The sequence below is a fragment of the Streptosporangium sp. NPDC020145 genome, from assembly GCF_040631275.1.
In the GTDB taxonomy this organism is placed as follows: domain Bacteria; phylum Actinomycetota; class Actinomycetes; order Streptosporangiales; family Streptosporangiaceae; genus Streptosporangium.
On the sequence record NZ_JBEXZT010000030.1, the window covers coordinates 25,715 to 43,164 of the forward strand.

Here is a 17,450-nt window from a genome sequence, read left to right on the forward strand (position 1 = left end):
CGGTGAGCGGACTGGCGGACACCTCGCTGGCGGAGCTTGAGGCCGAGGCCGTACGGCACGGCCCCGCCTTCGGGGAGGGCGCGCACATCCTGTGCGACAACCTGGTGCGCATCTACAAGACCGAGGGCGTCGAGGTGGTCGCCCTGCAGGGTCTCGACCTGCTGATCGAGAAGGGTGAGCTGGTCGCGATCGTCGGAGCCTCGGGCTCGGGCAAGTCCACGCTGCTCAACGTGCTGTCCGGGCTCGACGTGCCGACCGCCGGGGTGGCCAGGGTCGCCGGGGTCGACCTGCTGGCGATGACGGCGCGCGACCGGCTGAGGTACCGGCGCCAGGTGGTCGGCTTCATCTGGCAGCAGACCTCCCGCAACCTCCTGCCCTACCTGAGCGCCGCGGAGAACGTCGAACTGCCGACGCGCCTGGCGGGCAGGCGGCGGCGCGACCGGGCCACGGAGCTGCTCGACCTGCTGGGCGTCGGGTACTGCGCCAAACGCAGACCGGCGGAGATGTCCGGCGGCGAACAGCAGCGGGTGGCCATCGCGGTCGCCCTGGCCAACTCCCCGCAGGTCGTCCTGGCCGACGAGCCGACCGGAGAGCTGGACAGCGAGAGCTCGGAGGCGGTGTTCGCCGCGCTGCGCGGGGCCAACCGCGAACTCGGCGTCACCACGGTGATCGTCACCCACGACGCCATGGTCTCCGGGCAGGTGGACCGGACCGTCGGCATCAGGGACGGGCGGACCAGCAGCGAGACGCTCCGCCGCGCCTCCTCGGACGGGCTGGTCGTGGCGGAGGAGTACGCCGTGCTCGACCGCGTCGGCCGCCTGCAGCTGCCCAGGGACTTCACGAGCGAGCTGAACATGGAACGCCGCGTCCGCCTGCGGCTGGAGAGCGACCACATCGGCGTCTGGCCTGAGGAGGTCGCCGACGGTCCGGGCAGGAAGGCCGGCGAGATGGAGGACGAGGATGGGGACTGAGGAGTCGCTGGTCGCCGTCGAGGGGCTGCGCAGGGTCTACCGGAGTGGCCCCAAGGAGGTCGTCGCCCTGCGCGAGGTGTCCTTCGAGGCGGCCCCCGGGGAGCTGGTCGCGGTCAGGGGGCGTTCCGGGTCGGGCAAGACGACCCTGCTCAACCTGGTCGGCGGCCTGGACCGGCCGGACGCGGGCCGGGTGACGGTCGCCGGGCACGAGGTGACCGCGCTGCCCGAGGAGGGGCTGCTGGCCCTGCGCAGGGACGTGGTCGGCTTCGTCTTCCAGTCGTTCGGGCTGATCCCGGTGCTGTCGGCGGCCGAGAACGTCGGGGTGCCGATGCGGCTCAGCCGTACGCCGACGGCCGCGCGTGAGGACCGGGTGCGGGTGCTGCTCTCCCTCGTCGGGCTGGCCGAGCACGCCGACCAGCGGCCCTACGAACTGTCCGGAGGCCAGCGGCAGCGGGTGGCCGTCGCGCGGGCGCTGGCCAACCGTCCCCGGCTGCTGATCGCCGACGAGCCGACCGGCCAGCTCGACTCGCAGACCGGCCGCCAGATCATGCGGCTGATCCGCGCCCTGGTCCGCAGCGAGGGCGTCACGGCGCTGGTCGCCACGCACGACCCCGCCCTGATCACGCTGGCCGACCGGGTCCTCGAACTCCGTGACGGGGTGCTGGCCCCCGCCTGACCGGCGTCAGGGCATGTGGACGACGCGCAGGAAGGCGGGCAGCAGCCAGGGACGGGGCCCGCCGATCGTCACCCGGCCGCTGAGCAGGGCCCGCAGCTTGCCGATGCGGCCGAACATCATCAGGTTGAAGACCGCCGGGTCGAAGGTCACCCGCACGTCCGGCCGACGCCCCGGTTCCCCGAGCGTCACCCGCCCGTCGCGCAGGACCATCGTCACGGTGGTGATGTACGGCGAGCGGAACTCGACCGCGATCGGGCGTTCGGAGCGGGGCTGGCCGGTCTCCAGCAGTCGTCCGGAACCGTGGCGGACGACCCCGGCCATGAACAGCTCGACGAAGAAGGCCGCGTCCGCGGAGGCGATCCGCCACGTCATGCCGAGGGCGCGTCCCATGTCGTGGCCGTGCAGCAGCAGTTCGTTGAGCAGGTGGGCGAGGATCCCGGCGACCGGGACGCGGGAGCCGCCGAGCCAGGAGACCGGCAGCGTCGGGTCGAAGTCCTCGGTCGAGGTGAGCAGGTCGTCGATGTGGGTGTTCAGCAGTTCGGCGAGCCTGTGCGGGTCGCGTTCGGTGAAGTCGCGCAGCGTCAGCTCGTTGAAGTCGTCGATGTCGTCGACGGTGATGTCGTCCAGCCACCCGTCCAGGACGGGGAACGGGTTGGGCACCTCCGCGGGCCGTACCAGGGAGGTGTAGAGCCAGGCGACGACGGTCAGGTGGGCGGCGGTCTCGGAGACCGACCAGCCGGGGGTCACCTCCGCGCGGGCGTCGGGCGCCGAGACGACCATCTCGGTGAACCGGTCGCCGACCCGCCTGAGGGAGGAACGTACGGACTTCCACTGGTCATGGGTGATGGGCGCGGCCACGTCTGCCTCCATGTTTTCGCGTGGGGGTTCGTGAAAGGCGTTTCGCGGGCCGGAATGGCGTTTCCCGGGAGGGGAAGCCGATCCGCCTCCACGAGACGGGAGCGGCCGAAAACTCCATCACCGTAACATCCGAACATACGAACCTAATGGCCGATGACGTGGTTTCTCCACCAGGAAGCAGCCCGATGGGGGATATTCCGCGATCAGGTATGGCCTGACCTTGAGAAACGCCCGGGGAACGCGCTGTGGGCCGAGTCGGTCCCCTTTCCCCGGGCGGGCTCGGTCGGGTACCGGCCGGCGGTCGGGGCTCGGATCGCCTTTCTTCGGCCGCCGTTGTGAGGCCCGTGTTCTCGGCGTGAGGGGCGGACGGGGGTCCGGAGGCCTGAGGGGCGCTCCGGTGCGGGTCCAGGGCGGGGCGCCGGACGGGCATCAGGGTCGGCCAAAAACATACTTTCGTGACCTATGTCCATGTTTCGGATGCTTAGGGATGTCGTAGTCGCCGGTGGATTGCCATCTTTGCCCAGGTAACACGACAGACCTATTCCAAACGGGCGCTGTCAACATATTCTCCGAAATAGAGCAATTTGGAAGATGTGCAACCCGAATCCGGCGATGATGTTCGCTCTGCGAATTGGTCGTGTTGAATCCGTGTTTTCGGTCGCGCACACCGGGAGATCGGAGGGTTTTTCGATTGATGGTGGCGTTTTTTTCGGGCCGCCGTATTCGCCTGACCCTGTTCACCGCACTCCATGCTGGAGGTTTGTGCATTGGTATCCCATCACCATTTGGGCACGTCGTTCGGCGCTCCGGCGTCGGACTGGCTGAACGTCATCACTCCGGCTGAGGGACGGCCAGGGCGGTACGGCGCCACGTTGTGTGTGGACCAGAACCACCCCTTCTTCTTCGACCACCCCCTCGACCACGTCCCGGGCATGTTGCTGGTGACCGGACTGCTCGACCTGCTGCGCGACCACGCGGTCCTGTCACGGGACCACCGGGTGCGCCTGTCGTTCGAGTTCACCTCGATGTGCGAACTCGGTCCCGGGATCGACCTGTCCGCCGAACTCTCGGACGAGCGGGGGGAGTGGACCGTACTGGCCCTGCAGGAGGACCGGCCGGTGTGCGCGGGCACGGTCGCCCTCACGGAGGAGCCGAGGTCGGAGTCCCCCGAGGAACAGGGCCCCGTGGTGTCCCCGGCACCGATCGAGGGAGGGCTCGCGCACCGCGCCGACCCGAGGAACGTGCTGATCGGCGAGCCCACGATCTCCCACGACGGTGAGAGCACGGGTTCCCACGACGGTGAGCGCGAGGAGTACGTGGTGCCGCTCGTCCCCCCGCCCGTCGGGCACTTCCTGTTCAGGCACGGCAACGAGCACTACGGCCTTGAGGAGATGATCGAGGCGGGGCGGCAGTTCGCGACCGCCGCCAGTCACCTGGCGCACGAACGGCCCCGCGACGCGGTGATGCTCTGGCTCAGACTGGCCGCGGACCTGCCCGCCGCGCCCCCACGCGCCGAACGGCTCACACTGCGCTGGCCGACCCAGCCGCCCCGGGGCAACCGGGGCACCTTCGACCTCACCGTGAGCCGTGGGACGGCGACCGGCCAGGGCGTGCCGATCGGCTCGCTGTCCTACGGCTCCAGAGCCCTCAGCCCCGCCTCCTACCAGAGGATTCGCCAGAACGGAGAACAGGAGTGAGCGGCACCCCCTCACCGGTCACACCCAGGGCGTGGACCGGCTACATCATCCCCGTGCTGTTCCTGCTCGCCGTGACCGCCAACGTCGCCGGACTGGTCGTGCACCTCGGCCGGGCGGGTGAGCCACCGCACCTGGCCGCCGCAGTCTTCGCCGTGGCCAACCTGGTCTGGGTCGCCCTGGAGACGCCCGTCACGTTCCGCAGGCCGTCCGCCCCGCCCCGCGAGGTCGCCACCCTCCTGTTCTACGGAGGCGCCAGGGTCGCCGTGATCGCCGCGGCGCTCCTGGGGCCGTTCCCCTGGCAGCGGCTGAGCCCGCTGGCCGTACTGCCCGCCCTGATGTTCGTCTCCGGGGTGGCGCTGCGGCAGATCGCGATGCGCACGCTCGGGCAGTTCTACTCGCACCACGTGATCCGCCGCGACGACCACGTGATCGTCCGCACCGGGCCGTACCGGGTGGTCCGTCACCCCGCCTACGCGGGCATGCTGCTCGGGCACACCGGGCTGGTGCTGTTCTTCCTCAACCCGTTCAGCGTGGCGCTGCTGGTCGTCCTGGCCCTGGCCATCGCCAGGCGCATCCACGTCGAGGAGCGGGAGCTGCTGGCCATCCCCGCCTACCGCGACTACGCCACCGGCCACCCCCGCGTCGTCCCCGGAGTGTGGTGACCGTGACCCCCGACGAACTGCTCACCACGACCAGAGCCGTACGGCGCGGCCTCGACGAGAGCAGGCCGGTCGACCTGGAGCTGGTCAAGGAGTGCCTGCGCCTGGCCCTGCAGGCCCCCAACGGCTCCAACAAGCAGAACTGGCGCTGGATCGTGCTGACCGACCCCGGCCTGCGGGCCGGGATCGCCGACGTCTACCGCCGCGCCTTCCTCGAACGGATGGCGCCCCTGTTCGCCCGGCTCGACGAACTCGACCCGCGCACGCGACGCATGGCGACCGACGGCCGGGACCTGGCAGAACGGCTCCACCGCATCCCGGTGCTCGTCATCCCCTGCCTCGAACTCGCCGACGGGCACCTGCCGGAGGGCAACCAGGCCGGGCTGTGGGCCTCCCTGCTGCCGGCCATGTGGAGTTACGCGCTGGCCGCGCGCAGCCGGGGCCTGGCCACGACCTGGACCAGCGTCCACCTGGACCGGGAGAAGGAGGCGGCCGAACTGCTCGGCCTGCCGCCGAACGTGCGCCAGGGCGGCCTGCTGCCGACCGCCCACAGCCTCAGGACCGACTTCGGGCCCGGCCCCCGTCTTCCCCTTGAGGAGGTCCTGCACATCGACGGCTGGAACGGCCCTCTCAGAGACGGCCCTCGCGAAGGCGGTCCCCAGGACGGCTCTCGCGAGGACGGCCCCGGGAAGGAGCAGAACCCGTGACCCCCGTCCCGGAGCCGCCCGTGCTGCGGGTGGACCTCCACGACGTGACGCGGGTCGGCAACAAGTTCGCCAGGCTGGAGTCGATGCGGCTGGCCGGTCTGCCCGTGCCGCCGCTGTACTGCCTGCCCGCCGAGGCGTTCGACCTGGTCGTGGGGAAGGTCCGTGACGGCCTGCCCGCCGTGCCGCCGCTCGGTGACGCCGGGGCGGTGAAGGCCTGGGGCGAGGCCGCCACGGCGGAGGTGGCCCGGCTGGCCGTCCCCGGCGAGCTGGCCGATGCGGCGCTGGCCGCCTTCGACGAGGTGATCGGCCCCGACGGGCTGGCGGCCGTACGGGCGTGCGTGGTGCCCGCGGCCGGTCTGACCGGTGAGGACGACGCCGCCGACCCGTTCGCCGGGATGAGCGACAGCTTCCTGTACGTGCCGCGCCGTGACCTGCTCACCAGGATCGTGGGCTGCTGGGCCTCGGCCTACAAGCCGGAGGCCGTGCTGTACCGGCTGCGCGCGGGCGCCGACCCGACGGCGACGCGGGTCGCCGTCGGCGTGCAGCTGATGGTGCCGGGAACCCGCTCCTTCGTCGCCTTCAGCCGTGACCCGCGTGACGGCTCCGCCCGGCACGTGATCGCCGCGGCCCTCGGGATCGGTGAGGGCGTGGTGCAGGAGAAGGCCGACGTGGACCACTTCTTCGTCAGCCACGCCACCGGCGAGGTGACCGAGCGGACGGTCCGCAAGAACCGGATGGTCGGCCCGCCCGGCGAGGACGGCTCCGGGGACCTCGCGCTGCTGGCCGTACCGGACGAGCTGGCCGGCAAGCCGGTGCTCGACCGGGAGCGGATCTCCCGGATCGTGGAGGCCCTCACCAGGATCGAACGGCACTTCGGCTGTCCACAGGATGTGGAGGGCACCTTCACCGAGGACGGGCGGCTGTACGTGGTGCAGGCCAGGCCCATGGCGGAGCCCCCAGAGGAGAGACCGCGGACCCGGCAGGTGCTGTGGAGCAACCACAACATCACCGAGAGCTACCCCGGGGTCTCCGGGGCGCTGACCTACTCCCTCGCCCGCGACTTCTACCGGTGGATCTTCACCGACCTGTACCGGCGGATGGGCGTGTCCGAACGTTCGCTGCGCCGCGACAGGCACCACCTGGAGCGGATGGTCGGCATGGTGGACGGGCGGGTCTTCTACCGCCTCGACGCCTGGTACGCCCTGCACGGCAGGCTGCCGGTCTTCGAGTTCGTCAGGGGGTGGTGGGAACACTCGATGGGGCTGGCCGACGACCCCCGCTCGGTCCCGCCCCGCCCCGGCTGGCCGCTGCGGGCCCTGCGGATCGCCCCCGGCTACCTCCGCAGGGCGCTGCGCCACCCCCGTGACGTGCGCGAGTTCATGACCTGGTGGGACGGGGTCGCAGCCACGGCCCACGAGCGCATCGACCACGCCGAACCTGCGGAACTGGTCGCCTTCTACCGGCGGCTGTGGGCGCAGGTCGCGGTGCGCTGGGGGATCACGCTGACCAACAGCGTCTTCAGCATGACGGTCGCGGGCACCCTCGACCGCCTGCTGCGCCGCTGGGCCGGGCAGGACGGCCGCGCCCTGATGCTCGGCCTGCTGTCCGGCGGCCCGGACAACCGCTCGCTGGCCGCGCTGCGTTCCGCGATCGCGCTGGCCGAACTGGTCGGCGCGAACGGGCCCGCCCGCGAGCGGGTCCTCGCCGCCGAACGGCCCGAGGACGCCAGACGGGCGTGGGAGGAACTGGTCGAGGGCCGGTACGGCTCCGCGATCGCCGGGGCGGCCGCCGCGCACCTGCGCCGCTACGGCGACCGCGCGGCCGGTGACCTCAAGCTTGAGGAGCCGACCCCCAGGCAGCGGCCGTGGATGGTGCTCGACATGGTCCGCCCCTTCGTCAGGCAGGGTCTCACGGTCGCCGCGAGCCGGGCCGAGGAACTGCGGGTCCGCCGGGAGGCGGAGCGGGAACTGCGCGAACGCTGCCCGGGTCTGCTGCGCCGTACGGCGTTGCGGCTGCTGGCGGCCGCGATGCGCGGGCTGGTCAAGGCGCGGGAGGACACCAGGTTCTGCCGCACCGAGCTGTACGGCCTGTCCCGGGGAGTGCTGTTCCGGCTGGGGGCCGAACTGGCGAAGGCGGGTCACCTCGACCGGGCGGACGACGTGATCGACCTGACCGTGCAGGAGGTCCTCGGCGCCTTCGAGGGCACGCTGCCCGGCGCCGACCTGCGTCCGCTGGCCGCGCACCGCAGGAAGGAACGGGAGTTCAACGAGACCCTGCCCGCCCCGCCGTCCCGCCTGCTCACCGGCGAGGGCCTCGCCAGGGACGTGGGGGCACGGCGGACGGAGCCCCGGGAGCAGGAGGGAGATCCCCGGCTGCTGCGCGGCCTGGCGTCGAGCGCCGGAGTCGTGCGCGCCCGCGCCAAGGTCGTGGCACACCCCTCGATCCCCCCTGAGGCCTGCCAGGACAGAATCCTCATCGCCAGGGAGACCGACCCCGGGTGGCTGTTCCTGATGAGCGCCGCCAGGGGACTGGTCGTCGAACGCGGCACGCTGCTGTCCCACACCGCCATCACCGGCAGGCTGCTCGGGGTGCCGACCGTCGTCGCGGTCGCGGGCGCGACGACCCGCATCCCCGACGGGGCCCTGATCGAGCTGGACGGAGCCGCGGGGACCGTACGCGTCCTCTCCGAGGAGGGCGAAGAGTGATCAACCGCCTCGGGAGATACGTGCTGGGCAGCTACCCGCCCGCCTTCTACCTTCCCTACGGGGTGAGCTGGGCCGTCGGCGTCACGGCCCTGTTCGCCCTGGCCGACCCGCGCGTCACCGGCTGGCGTCCCGACGTCGGGGTCGTGGTCGCGGCGCTGACCTTCGCGATCGACCTGCTGCTGATGCGGGCACTGGACGACATCAGGGACCTCGACTACGACCGCGAGCACAACCCCGGACGGCCGCTGCCCAGCGGCGCCGTCCGGGTGGGTGACCTGGCGGTCCTCATCGCGGCCGGTGTCGTGGTCGTGCTCGCGCTCAACGCGGGCCGGGGAATCGCCCTGGTCATGCTGGCCGTGCAGCTCGGGTACGCGCTGCTGGTGCTGGCGGCCGACCGGCTGCTCGGGTGGCCGCGCGGCGACGACGTGGTGACCGGCCTGCTGGTCAGCTTCCCGGTGCAGATCGTGATCAACCTCTACCTCTACGCCGGGGTGCTGCACCAGACGGGCCTCGGGCCGGACTGGCACGCGGTACCGGTGCTGCTGACCGCGGCGACCGCCTACCTGCACCTGGAGTTCGCCCGCAAGGTCACCCGTGAGCTACGGCCCGGCGAACGCAGCTACGTCACGGTGTGGGGAGCGGAGCGGACGGCGGTCATCTCGACGGTCAGCGCCGTGGTGTCCGTCGTGGTCGCGCTCACGATCACCCCGGCGTGGGGATGGCTGCTCGTGCTGCCGCTGGGCTTCGTCGTTCTCGGCGCGAACCGGTTCTGGAGGGGCCGGGCCGTACGGTGGCCGGTGCTGCCGCCCGCCCTGTTCCTGCTGTCCAGCTTCGTCCTCTATCTGGTCGTGGCCCTGCTCGGAAAGGACACCGGATGACCACCCGCCGCTTCCCCTTCCCCGAGGGGCCGGACGCCCGGCCGCCGAAGGAGTACGAGGAACTGCTCGGCCTGCCGGGCCTGCCCGAGGTGACGCTGTCGAACGGCAGGCAGGCGCTGCTGGTCTCCCGGCACGCCGAGGTCAGGGCGGTGCTGTCCGACGACCGGTTCAGCCGGGCCGCCTTCTCCGGGCGGCCGATGTTCGCCCGAACCCCCGAGTCGCTGGCGCTGGCCACCAGCGACCCGCCGGTGCACACCCGCAGGCGGCGGGCCGTACTGCACGCCTTCACCGCGCGCCGGGCCAGGCAGCAGACGCCCTGGCTGCGCGAGGTCGCCGGGGAACTGCTCGACGACCTGGAGAAGGGCGAACGGCCGGTCGACCTGGTCGACGGGTTCACCGTGCCGCTCGCGCTGCGCGTCATCACCGAGATGCTCGGCGTCCCCTGGGCGGACCGGACCATGCTGCGCCCGCTGGTGGACAGGATGATGTCCGCGGGCCGGTTCGCCCCCGAGGAGGTGGCCGAGGCGCACGCCGAGTCGCGGCGCTACTTCACCGCCCTGGTCGCGGCCAGGGGCGAGGAGATCGCGGCCGGACGGCCTGGGCCCGACCTGCTGACCGAACTGCTGACCGCGCCGGAGGAGGAACGGCTCAGCGTCGAGGAGATCGTGGTCTTCGGCGCCGGGCTGCTGATGGCGGGCTACGAGACGACCGGCAACCAGCTGGCCATGTGCGTGCTCACGGTGCTCCAGGACCCGGCCCTGGCCGCCCGTCTGCGCGCCGAACCGGACGCGCTCGCCCCCGCCGTCGAGGAGATGCTGCGCTGGAACGCGCTCGGCTCGACCGGCGGAGCGCCGCACGTCGCCACCGAGGACGTACGGCTCGGCGAGACCCTGGTGCGCGCGGGCCAGGTGGTGGTGCCGCTGATCGACGCCGCCAACCGGGACCCCGGGATGTTCGCCGAACCGGGACGGTTCGACCCGGCCCGCGAGGTCAACCCACACCTGGCCTTCGGGCACGGCAGGCACTTCTGCCCCGGCGCCCACCTGGCCAGGGCCGAGATCCACGTCGGCCTCGGAGCACTGCTCGAACGCCTTCCCGGGCTGACGCTCGCCGTACCGGCCGAGGAACTGGTGTGGCGGCGCGGCATGTTCATCCGGGGACTGCGGGAGCTTCCGGTCCGCTGGTGAACCCTCCCCGCCCGGTCACGGCCGGGCGGGGTGTTCCTCTTGCGGGGTGCCGCCGGCCCGTCAGGGCCGAGCTGGAGGAACCACATCAGGGCGATGAGGGACCTGCGCCTCGCCCAGGGACGCTATGGCGTCCTGCGGGGCGGCGGCTGGAATGAACATGCGTCGGCAGGTGCGTACCGCCTGCCATCCGACCTACAGCACCTGGGCGACCGGGTTTAGCTGCGCGGCAACGCGTGTGCTGAGCCGTCCGATTTTCCAGGTCAGGCGGTATGAGCGCCCTTAGGCTGCCGGGCATGAACACACTCGTCACCGGCGGTGCCGGATTCATCGGCTCCCACATCGTCGATGCCCTTCTCCAACGGGGCGACACCGTCCACGTGATCGACGACCTCTCCAACGGCAGGACAAGCCGCCTGCCCAAGGGCCCCATGCTCTGGGAGATCGACGTCACCGACGCCGCCTCGGTCACCGCCGTGGTCGCCGAGACGCAGCCGCAGGTCATCTATCACCTGGCCGCGCAGATCGACGTCCGGACGTCGGTCACCGACCCGGCGCGCGACGCGGCCGTCAACATCGGCGGCACCATCAACCTGCTACAGGCCGCCCGTCAGGTAGACGCCAAACTCGTGTTCGCCTCCACCGGCGGAGCCCTGTACGGGACGGAGGCGCCCATCCCCTCCGACGAGCAGGTCCAGCCCGCGCCCGAGGCCCCGTACGGCACGGCGAAGTACTGCGCCGAGCAGTATCTCGGCCTGTTCAACCGGCTGTACGGCACCCGCCACACCGCGCTGCGGCTGGGTAACGTCTACGGGCCCCGCCAGGACCCCGCAGGCGAAGCCGGTGTGGTGGCGATCTTCTCCGGCTGTGCCCATACCGGCCGACGACCCACGATCTTCGGTGACGGCACGCAGACCCGCGACTACGTGTACGTCGGCGACGTCGCCGCCGCGTTCCTCGCCGCAGGCGACACCCGGGTGGGTGGGGTGTGGAACATCGGCACCGGCCAGGAGACCAGCGTCGTGGAGCTGATCAAGCACATCGGCCAGGCCGCCGGCCGCGACATCGAACCGGTCTTCGCCGCCGCCCGGCCCGGTGAGCTTCAGCGCAGCGCCCTGAACGCCGTCGCCGCCGAACGCGACCTGGGATGGACGGCCACCACTCCCATCGAGCAGGGAATCGCCCGCGCGTACGCATGGGTGCGCGACGGCCAGCCCGAGCGGGCGCTCTCCTAGGGAACGCTTCCACAGCGTGTCCCCCGTCATCACTGTGTGAGCGCTCCCCGACACGCGCAAGGCCTCGGTACCGTGTCAGCACCGAGGCCTTGCGTGGAGGTGGGTGGTCAGGCGTCGAAGGCGCCGGTGTTCACGCGGCCGATGAACGAACGCCACTGGGCGGGGGTGAACGCCAGGGCTGGGCCGGAGGGGTCTTTGCTGTCGCGGACGGCAACCAGGCCAGGGAGGTTGGTGGCGACTTCGACGCAGTTGTTGCCGCTTGTGCTGAGGCTGGATTTGCGGAACTTGGCACCGTGCAGATCAGTGGAAATCATGCTCGCTCCTCGCCGCAGCGATGAAGGCCGCGGACTCCTCGGGGGACAGCGCCACGTCGGCCAGGCGCTCGAAAAGCAGCATAAGACGTCGGACCTGCCCGTCGGCTTCGACGTACACCTCTCCCGCAGGACCTTCCGCGTAGCCCACATCCGGGTCGCCCGAGTCGCCGAAGGACATCACGCAGAAGCGACCTTCCATGCTGGCCACCACGACGGTCGCGCGGATGGGCAGAACCTGGATGATGATGTTTGGCCAGTCCACAACCTGAAGGATGTCGTCAAGCTGGTGCTTCATGAGTTCGGAGCCGCCCAGCGGACGTTGGAAAACAGCCTCGTCGATGACCGCGTGCAATGTTGGGGCCGAGGGTCCTACCATGCGCAGTTTGCGGATCATGCGGGCGTCCACTCGGCGCTGCACTTCAGGTTTGCTCAGGTCAGGGCGTCCGGAACTTATGACTTCTCGGGCGTAGCCCTCGCTTTGGAGTAGGCCAGGAATCAGTAGCGGCTCCCACATGCGGATGAGCTTGGCCTCGGCTTCGAGTGCGATGTAGGAGCCGGTGAACACGTCCGAATAGGCCGTCCACCAGCCACGTTGACCGGCTTCGCGGCACAGTTCGATCAGGCCGGCCTTGGTCGCGGAGTCCGCACCGTAGAGGTCGCAGGCGTTGGAGACGTCTGTGACGGACGGTGCGGTCCTCGCGTTCTCGATCCTTGAGATTTTGGCGGGGGACCAGCCGAGCCGCCGGGCTGCCTCGTCCGCGAGCAAGCCCGCTTTTTCACGGAGTTGGCGCAGGTCACGGCCCAGGCGACGGTGGCGGACTGTGGGGGACTTCATGGGCATGGGCACCAGTGTGGAGGGGTGCCCGCGTGGATTTCCACGGATCTCGTTTTCGCGTTCCCCTTGCACGCGTGCAATTGCACGCGCATCATTGGGTGCTGTGGCCCGCGACAGTGAGTGAGGGTGTCGTGACAGGATTCGATGGAGAGAGTGCTCAGGCCGCGAGGCCAGGGCCGGGCCTCTGCTTCAACGGAGGGCATCTCCGTTGGGCGCAGCCCAAGCCGCCGCGGTCCTCAATCTTTCGTGTTCACGACTCGGGGCCGGAAACCTCGATCTTCGTCTCGTGCGCGGGCAGAATCCGCGTCTCCTCACCGATTTCCAGCACAAGGACCGGCACCCCCTCAGGCATGTCGAGAGATTCCTTCTCGTCCGCCGATGGCATCCGTGCCGAGATCAGAGCCGGTCCCTCCACCGTCAGCACTACACGCTCAGCTTGCTCCCGTATGTAGCTGCCTTCGCCTCGAACCGTACGAACCACTCCTTCGGTTCGTAGTAGGGCCAAAGCATCTCGTACGGTGTCCACCCCCACTCCGTACTTGTGGGCCAAATCGGCTTCGGCTGCCAGTCGCTGGCCCGGCGAAAGCGTCTTTTTGGCGATTTGCTGCCGGAGATCGTCCGCGATCTGCCGATACAGAGGCACGTGGCGACGCAATCGAGGAGGCATTGCCCTATGGCATCAGGCCATAAGGGTGCTCGGCCTTTGGGCCATATGGCCATAGGCCATGGATGAAAAACGGACCTGCCCGACGTCGCGACCGCCGGGACAGGCCCCCTATCAGGAAGGTGTCTCCTGACGTGAGCAACAGTAGTGCTCCGGACTCCAGCCCGAACACGTCGATCCGGGACGGTTGCGGCTGCTTCGCCGGTGCCGTGCCCCTGCCGATGGGGTGCGCCCGGTGTGGGCATGCCCCCTATGCCCACGGATGTTCGCGCCAGGACGGGCACGAGTACGTGCAGCCGTCCGGGCTGTTGATGAACGCCCGTCTCCAGGCCCTCCGCGAGTACGGCCCGCAGCTTCTTCCGGCTCCCCGGCCTCCGGTGGAGGTGGCTCCCGCCGAGGTGGTTCCGTTACTGCCTGCTCAGCGGCGTCCCGAGCCCGATCCCGATCCTGAGGTGCCCGCGATGGTTCCGGCCGCGAGGGCCGTACCGGACGGTCCTGTGGAAAGGGCTGGTCAGGGGCGTTCTGCTTCCGAGCCGGTGTCCCAGGCCGTGACCGTCGTACCGGGTGGTCCTGTGGAGGAGGGCGGCGCTTCCGCGCCGGTGCCTGTGGACAGGCTGGTTGCCGCTCCGGTTGTGCCGGTACGGCCTCCGTTGCCCAGGCGGGTTCGGCGTCCGTTCCCCATGGTTCCTCGGTCGGGGGTCATCTGGACGCGGGTGCACCGGCCCGGCCGCCTGGCCGTACGGCCTCGATGTCCCGTTGCTCGTGCTCGTACGGCCTGTCGGCCTCGGGCTTCGGCTGTTTCTTGTCCCGCAGGGCAGGCCCGTCTGGCGATCACCTCGTCGGTAAGAGCCTCTGATCGGATCACGGAGGTCCAGATCATGCACGACACCCCCAACCGCCCGGTGATCCCGGGCTGGCGGTTGATCATCAGTGACGCGGGCCGGTTCTGGGCCTTCCGCAACCACCTCTTTCCCCGCGTCGCCGTACGGGCCGGGGCGCAGTCGGCTGTGGACGCCGACACCTTCGACGAGGTTCAGGAGGCCGTGGCCGAGCAGGAGAGGACCGCCCACGACGCCGTTGCGGGGGTGACCTCGTGACCGGACGGCACAGGGACGGTCTGCCGTACGCGCCGGTGTATCGGCGGGTGTGGGATGGGCCCGCGCGGGCGGAGGCCGAGCGGATCGACCTGGCGTGGGCTGACTGGACGGTGCTCTACAGCCTGGGGCGGCGCTGTTTCTACGCGGTGGCGGCCTGGGAGGGCCCCCGGCCGGTGATCGTGGAGGACCCCACGGGTGACGGGTTGGAGGAGCGGATGCGGGAGGCGGAGATGATCCGGGCGATGCGGCTCTCGCCGCGGTCTTCCCCGGCGCCGGTTCGGCGTAAGAGGGGCGGGGCCGGTCGTCCGTCCTCTGGGGCGCGGAACGAGGTGGTCGGCGGGGAGCAGGGTTCGCCGGGTGAGGAGACGGCATCGGCTGGGGGACGGCCTTCGCCGGGTGGGGAGACGGTGTCCGCCGGGGGACGGCGTTCGCCGGGTGGGAGGGCGGCATGATGCCTCTCGTCGAACCGACGTGTCCAGTGGATGGTGTCGCATATCCCAGTTGCGACAGCTTGCGACGGGCTCATCCTGACTGGCTGGTTTTCCACAGCTCACGGTCCGGACTGTGGAGCGCCTATCGGAGTGTCCTGTCCGGCAGGCCGTGTCCCGGGGACGTGCTGCTGGTGCGGGCCGGGTCGGTCGGGGAGTTGGAGCGCAAGCTGACCGCCCAGGCACCTCCGGTGGTGCCGCCGAGCATCCAGGCCGTGGCCGTCGCCCGCGCGCTTCGGACTCGGACCGCTCGGGTCGTTCAGGCCGTATGCCCTGGTCAGGCCATCGCGCCTGGTCGGTCTACGGCGTTGCGCAGGTTGCTGCGCTCCCCATAGCCGGTACGGCGGCTCGCCGTACTCCTTGAGCGTGCGGTCCAGGGATGAGGGACCTGGACCGCACACAACTCCGGAAAGCCGGTACGGCGGGCGGGAAGGCTCATGACCCGCCGTACCTCCTCAGACGTGCGGCTCAGGTGGGAGGGACCTGGGCCGCACACCCTCGCGAGACGGCTTCCGCGCACGCCGGGACATGGCAGGGCGTGTTGGGGAAGAGGGAGCCGTCTGGCGCGCCGGTCCCGTGTCCCCACACGCGGGGCCGGTCCTCCTCCAGGGTGCCCGGCCGTCGTGCTCCCCGGCTCGGGGCCGGGCACCCGCCCCCTCACCCCGACAAAGTCATGAACTCCGGACCCCCACTGAGTCTCACAACCCAAGCGATCAGAAGCCCAGCCCGCACACCCTCCGCCAATGAAGGAGAAGCTCCTTGTCCCCCCTCAAGGCCGTCGCACCGGATGGCACCTTCACCACCGGCCCCGACACCACAGAACGCCTCCTCACCCCCGGCGAGGTGGCCCGCGTCTTCGGGGTCGACCCCAAGACCGTCAACCGGTGGGCGCTCACCGGGCGCATCCCCTCGGTCAGGACCCCCAGCAACCAACGCCGCTACCGCCAGAGCGACATCGACGCCCTTCTCAACCCCCCTGACGGCCGTTCAGGAGGCCGGGATCGATGAAGGGCGAACAGAGGAACCAGCTGGCCGCCCTGTGAACGTCGCCGAAACAGTCTCCCCGCCCGGTCGAGGCCGGGCGGGGAACCCGTCAGCGCGGGCCCAGGTTGATCGAGCCGAACACGTCGCCGGCCTGGATGACCGTCCCGTGGATCGTGGCGTCGCCGCCGATGGTGTTGGAGACGTCGTGGCTCTGCCGTACGACCTTGGCCGTCTCCTGTGCCCAGGCGGCCAGCTCGTCGGCGAAGGCGGGGTCGGCCGTGGCGCGGTCGATGAGGATGCCGGTGATCTCCTCGGCCTGCCCGGTGGTGCCGCCGGGGGCCGCCTCAAGGGCGGCGACCTCGCCGGAGTCGCCGCCGAAGCGGTTCCTGGCCAGGGTGACCAGCGAGGTCCAGGCGCTCTTGCCTACCTCACCCGCCGCGCCACCGACGAGGGCGGTGACGATCGCGGTGAGTACGGTTGGGTCCATGACGGCGCTCCTGTGCTCTGATCGGCTGCCCGCGGGCGGGATGCCGCCCGCGGATCGATCATGGCCGAAGTCGGGAGCGTCAGGGAATGGGTTTGTCGGGATCGCGGAGTTCGGCCAGCAACTCGTCCCGGTCGGCCAGCAGGTTCGCCAGGATCCTGCGGGTGGCCACCATCAGGTCGGCCAGGTCGGGGGTCGAGAGCGCGTACACGACGGTCGCCCCGTCACGGGTGGCGTTCACGATCCCGGCGCGGCGCAGTACGGCCAGCTGTTGGGACAGGTTGGAGGCCTCGATGTCGAGTTCGACCAGGAGGTCACGGACGGGCAGCGGGCCGCGTTGCAGCAGCTCCAGAACCCGGATGCGGAGCGGGTGCCCCAGCGTGCGGAAGAGGTCGGCCTTGACCTGGTAGAGCGGCGCGGGCATGATCAGGACGCCCCGTCGGCGTGTGCCCGCGGCCTGGCCGCGAACGCGTTGACGCCGCCCACTTCTCGTGGACCGATGACCTCCTGCTGGATCCAATCGAGGAACACAAGACACTTATAATCTGGCAAATTGCATAATTGTTCAAATCGTCAGGTTTCTAGGTAGGATGAGGCCGTGTTCTGTTCCCCAACGCCGCTCGGCAGACCCGATCCCGGTCGATACGAGGATGGGGTAGGGCGTCGCTGGGTACAGGTACCGGCGAACACAGCCTGACCTGCCGCGCCAGGCTGGATTCGCCGGCGACGCGACGGTGACAGTAGGTCAGCACGGCCGTGTGAGGGAGTACAGCCAATGGGGCGGGGTCGAGCCAAGGCGAAGCAGACGAAGGTGGCGCGCGAGCTGAAGTACAGCAGCCACGGGATTGACTTCAACCGGCTGCGTGAGGAACTCAGCGCGACCGGGGGCTCTGCGAAGGAGGACCGGACGGAAGAGCCCGTGGAGGAGCTTCCCAACCGGTAGGTTCCCCGCGCCGGATCGCCGAGCCGTACGGTGCCGGTGAAGCCACACGAGGTCTTACCGCGTTGGCGCAG

Annotated in this window: 19 protein-coding genes; 13 read left to right on the forward strand and 6 right to left on the reverse strand. The window is 70.4% G+C overall.

Going from position 1 to position 17,450, the window contains the following annotated elements:
- Positions 1-2 precede the first annotated feature (2 nt).
- Complete coding sequence (locus ABZ463_RS35070) at positions 3-971, forward strand: ABC transporter ATP-binding protein (RefSeq protein WP_362783008.1); 969 nt, start codon at positions 3-5, stop codon at positions 969-971.
- The gene (locus ABZ463_RS35075; RefSeq protein ID WP_352015817.1) at positions 961-1,647 is read left to right on the forward strand and encodes an ABC transporter ATP-binding protein; all 687 of its coding nucleotides are present in this window, start codon (positions 961-963) and stop codon (positions 1,645-1,647) included. The genes ABZ463_RS35070 and ABZ463_RS35075 overlap by 11 nt, the downstream gene beginning before the upstream one ends.
- A gap of 6 nt (positions 1,648-1,653) precedes the next feature.
- Here the strand turns inward: ABZ463_RS35075 and ABZ463_RS35080 are convergent, their stop codons facing one another.
- Positions 1,654-2,505, reverse strand: coding sequence for a maleylpyruvate isomerase N-terminal domain-containing protein (locus ABZ463_RS35080; RefSeq protein WP_362783011.1), 852 nt, complete (start codon positions 2,503-2,505; stop codon positions 1,654-1,656).
- 785 nt (positions 2,506-3,290) lie between these two features.
- On the opposite strand from ABZ463_RS35080, the gene ABZ463_RS35085 reads away from it, so the two are divergent.
- The 7 genes from ABZ463_RS35085 to ABZ463_RS35115 all read left to right on the forward strand — a co-directional run bounded on the left by ABZ463_RS35085 (position 3,291) and on the right by ABZ463_RS35115 (position 11,570).
- Complete coding sequence (locus ABZ463_RS35085; protein WP_362783014.1) at positions 3,291-4,202, forward strand: AfsA-related hotdog domain-containing protein; 912 nt, start codon at positions 3,291-3,293, stop codon at positions 4,200-4,202.
- Positions 4,199-4,864 (forward strand): isoprenylcysteine carboxylmethyltransferase family protein, encoded by a 666-nt coding sequence (locus ABZ463_RS35090; protein WP_352015823.1) that lies wholly within the window; start codon positions 4,199-4,201, stop codon positions 4,862-4,864. The genes ABZ463_RS35085 and ABZ463_RS35090 overlap by 4 nt, the downstream gene beginning before the upstream one ends.
- A gap of 2 nt (positions 4,865-4,866) precedes the next feature.
- Positions 4,867-5,568, forward strand: coding sequence for a nitroreductase family protein (locus ABZ463_RS35095; RefSeq protein WP_362783017.1), 702 nt, complete (start codon positions 4,867-4,869; stop codon positions 5,566-5,568).
- Complete coding sequence (locus tag ABZ463_RS35100) at positions 5,565-8,273, forward strand: PEP/pyruvate-binding domain-containing protein (RefSeq protein ID WP_362783020.1); 2,709 nt, start codon at positions 5,565-5,567, stop codon at positions 8,271-8,273. The genes ABZ463_RS35095 and ABZ463_RS35100 overlap by 4 nt, the downstream gene beginning before the upstream one ends.
- Positions 8,270-9,151, forward strand: a complete 882-nt coding sequence (locus ABZ463_RS35105) for a hypothetical protein (RefSeq protein ID WP_362783023.1) — start codon at positions 8,270-8,272, stop codon at positions 9,149-9,151. Before ABZ463_RS35100 ends, ABZ463_RS35105 begins: the two co-directional genes overlap by 4 nt.
- Positions 9,148-10,338 carry a cytochrome P450 gene (locus ABZ463_RS35110; RefSeq protein ID WP_362783026.1) on the forward strand — a complete coding sequence of 397 codons (1,191 nt, stop codon included), beginning with the start codon at positions 9,148-9,150 and terminating at the stop codon, positions 10,336-10,338. Before ABZ463_RS35105 ends, ABZ463_RS35110 begins: the two co-directional genes overlap by 4 nt.
- 293 nt (positions 10,339-10,631) lie before the next feature.
- Complete coding sequence (locus tag ABZ463_RS35115; protein WP_362783029.1) at positions 10,632-11,570, forward strand: NAD-dependent epimerase/dehydratase family protein; 939 nt, start codon at positions 10,632-10,634, stop codon at positions 11,568-11,570.
- Positions 11,571-11,677: 107 nt separating this feature from the next.
- Here the strand turns inward: ABZ463_RS35115 and ABZ463_RS35120 are convergent, their stop codons facing one another.
- The 3 genes from ABZ463_RS35120 to ABZ463_RS35130 all read right to left on the reverse strand — a co-directional run bounded on the left by ABZ463_RS35120 (position 11,678) and on the right by ABZ463_RS35130 (position 13,362).
- Complete coding sequence (locus ABZ463_RS35120; protein ID WP_362783031.1) at positions 11,678-11,884, reverse strand: DUF397 domain-containing protein; 207 nt, start codon at positions 11,882-11,884, stop codon at positions 11,678-11,680.
- On the reverse strand, positions 11,871-12,725 hold the full coding sequence (locus ABZ463_RS35125) for a helix-turn-helix transcriptional regulator (protein WP_362783034.1): 855 nt from the start codon (positions 12,723-12,725) through the stop codon (positions 11,871-11,873). Before ABZ463_RS35125 ends, ABZ463_RS35120 begins: the two co-directional genes overlap by 14 nt.
- A gap of 244 nt (positions 12,726-12,969) precedes the next feature.
- Entirely contained in the window at positions 12,970-13,362 is a 393-nt protein-coding gene (locus ABZ463_RS35130; RefSeq protein WP_362783037.1) for a GntR family transcriptional regulator, read from the reverse strand.
- Between the two features lie 899 nt (positions 13,363-14,261).
- On the opposite strand from ABZ463_RS35130, the gene ABZ463_RS35135 reads away from it, so the two are divergent.
- The 3 genes from ABZ463_RS35135 to ABZ463_RS35145 all read left to right on the forward strand — a co-directional run bounded on the left by ABZ463_RS35135 (position 14,262) and on the right by ABZ463_RS35145 (position 15,976).
- Positions 14,262-14,480, forward strand: a complete 219-nt coding sequence (locus tag ABZ463_RS35135; protein ID WP_362783041.1) for a hypothetical protein — start codon at positions 14,262-14,264, stop codon at positions 14,478-14,480.
- Positions 14,477-14,932 carry a hypothetical protein gene (locus tag ABZ463_RS35140; protein ID WP_362783044.1) on the forward strand — a complete coding sequence of 152 codons (456 nt, stop codon included), beginning with the start codon at positions 14,477-14,479 and terminating at the stop codon, positions 14,930-14,932. Before ABZ463_RS35135 ends, ABZ463_RS35140 begins: the two co-directional genes overlap by 4 nt.
- A gap of 795 nt (positions 14,933-15,727) precedes the next feature.
- The gene (locus ABZ463_RS35145; RefSeq protein ID WP_362783047.1) at positions 15,728-15,976 is read left to right on the forward strand and encodes a BldC family transcriptional regulator; all 249 of its coding nucleotides are present in this window, start codon (positions 15,728-15,730) and stop codon (positions 15,974-15,976) included.
- Between the two features lie 85 nt (positions 15,977-16,061).
- Here ABZ463_RS35145 and ABZ463_RS35150 read toward each other — a convergent pair whose 3' ends face one another.
- Together ABZ463_RS35150 and ABZ463_RS35155 are read right to left on the reverse strand one after the other, a co-directional pair.
- Positions 16,062-16,439, reverse strand: coding sequence for a hypothetical protein (locus tag ABZ463_RS35150; RefSeq protein ID WP_352015834.1), 378 nt, complete (start codon positions 16,437-16,439; stop codon positions 16,062-16,064).
- A gap of 79 nt (positions 16,440-16,518) precedes the next feature.
- A complete protein-coding gene (locus tag ABZ463_RS35155) occupies positions 16,519-16,860 on the reverse strand; it encodes a metalloregulator ArsR/SmtB family transcription factor (protein WP_352015835.1) in 342 nt (113 codons plus the stop codon).
- Between the two features lie 351 nt (positions 16,861-17,211).
- Between ABZ463_RS35155 and ABZ463_RS35160 the strand changes: the two genes are divergently transcribed.
- Positions 17,212-17,379: a DUF3073 domain-containing protein gene (locus ABZ463_RS35160; RefSeq protein ID WP_352015836.1), complete on the forward strand. Its 168-nt coding sequence runs from the start codon at positions 17,212-17,214 to the stop codon at positions 17,377-17,379.
- Positions 17,380-17,450: the final 71 nt, after the last annotated feature.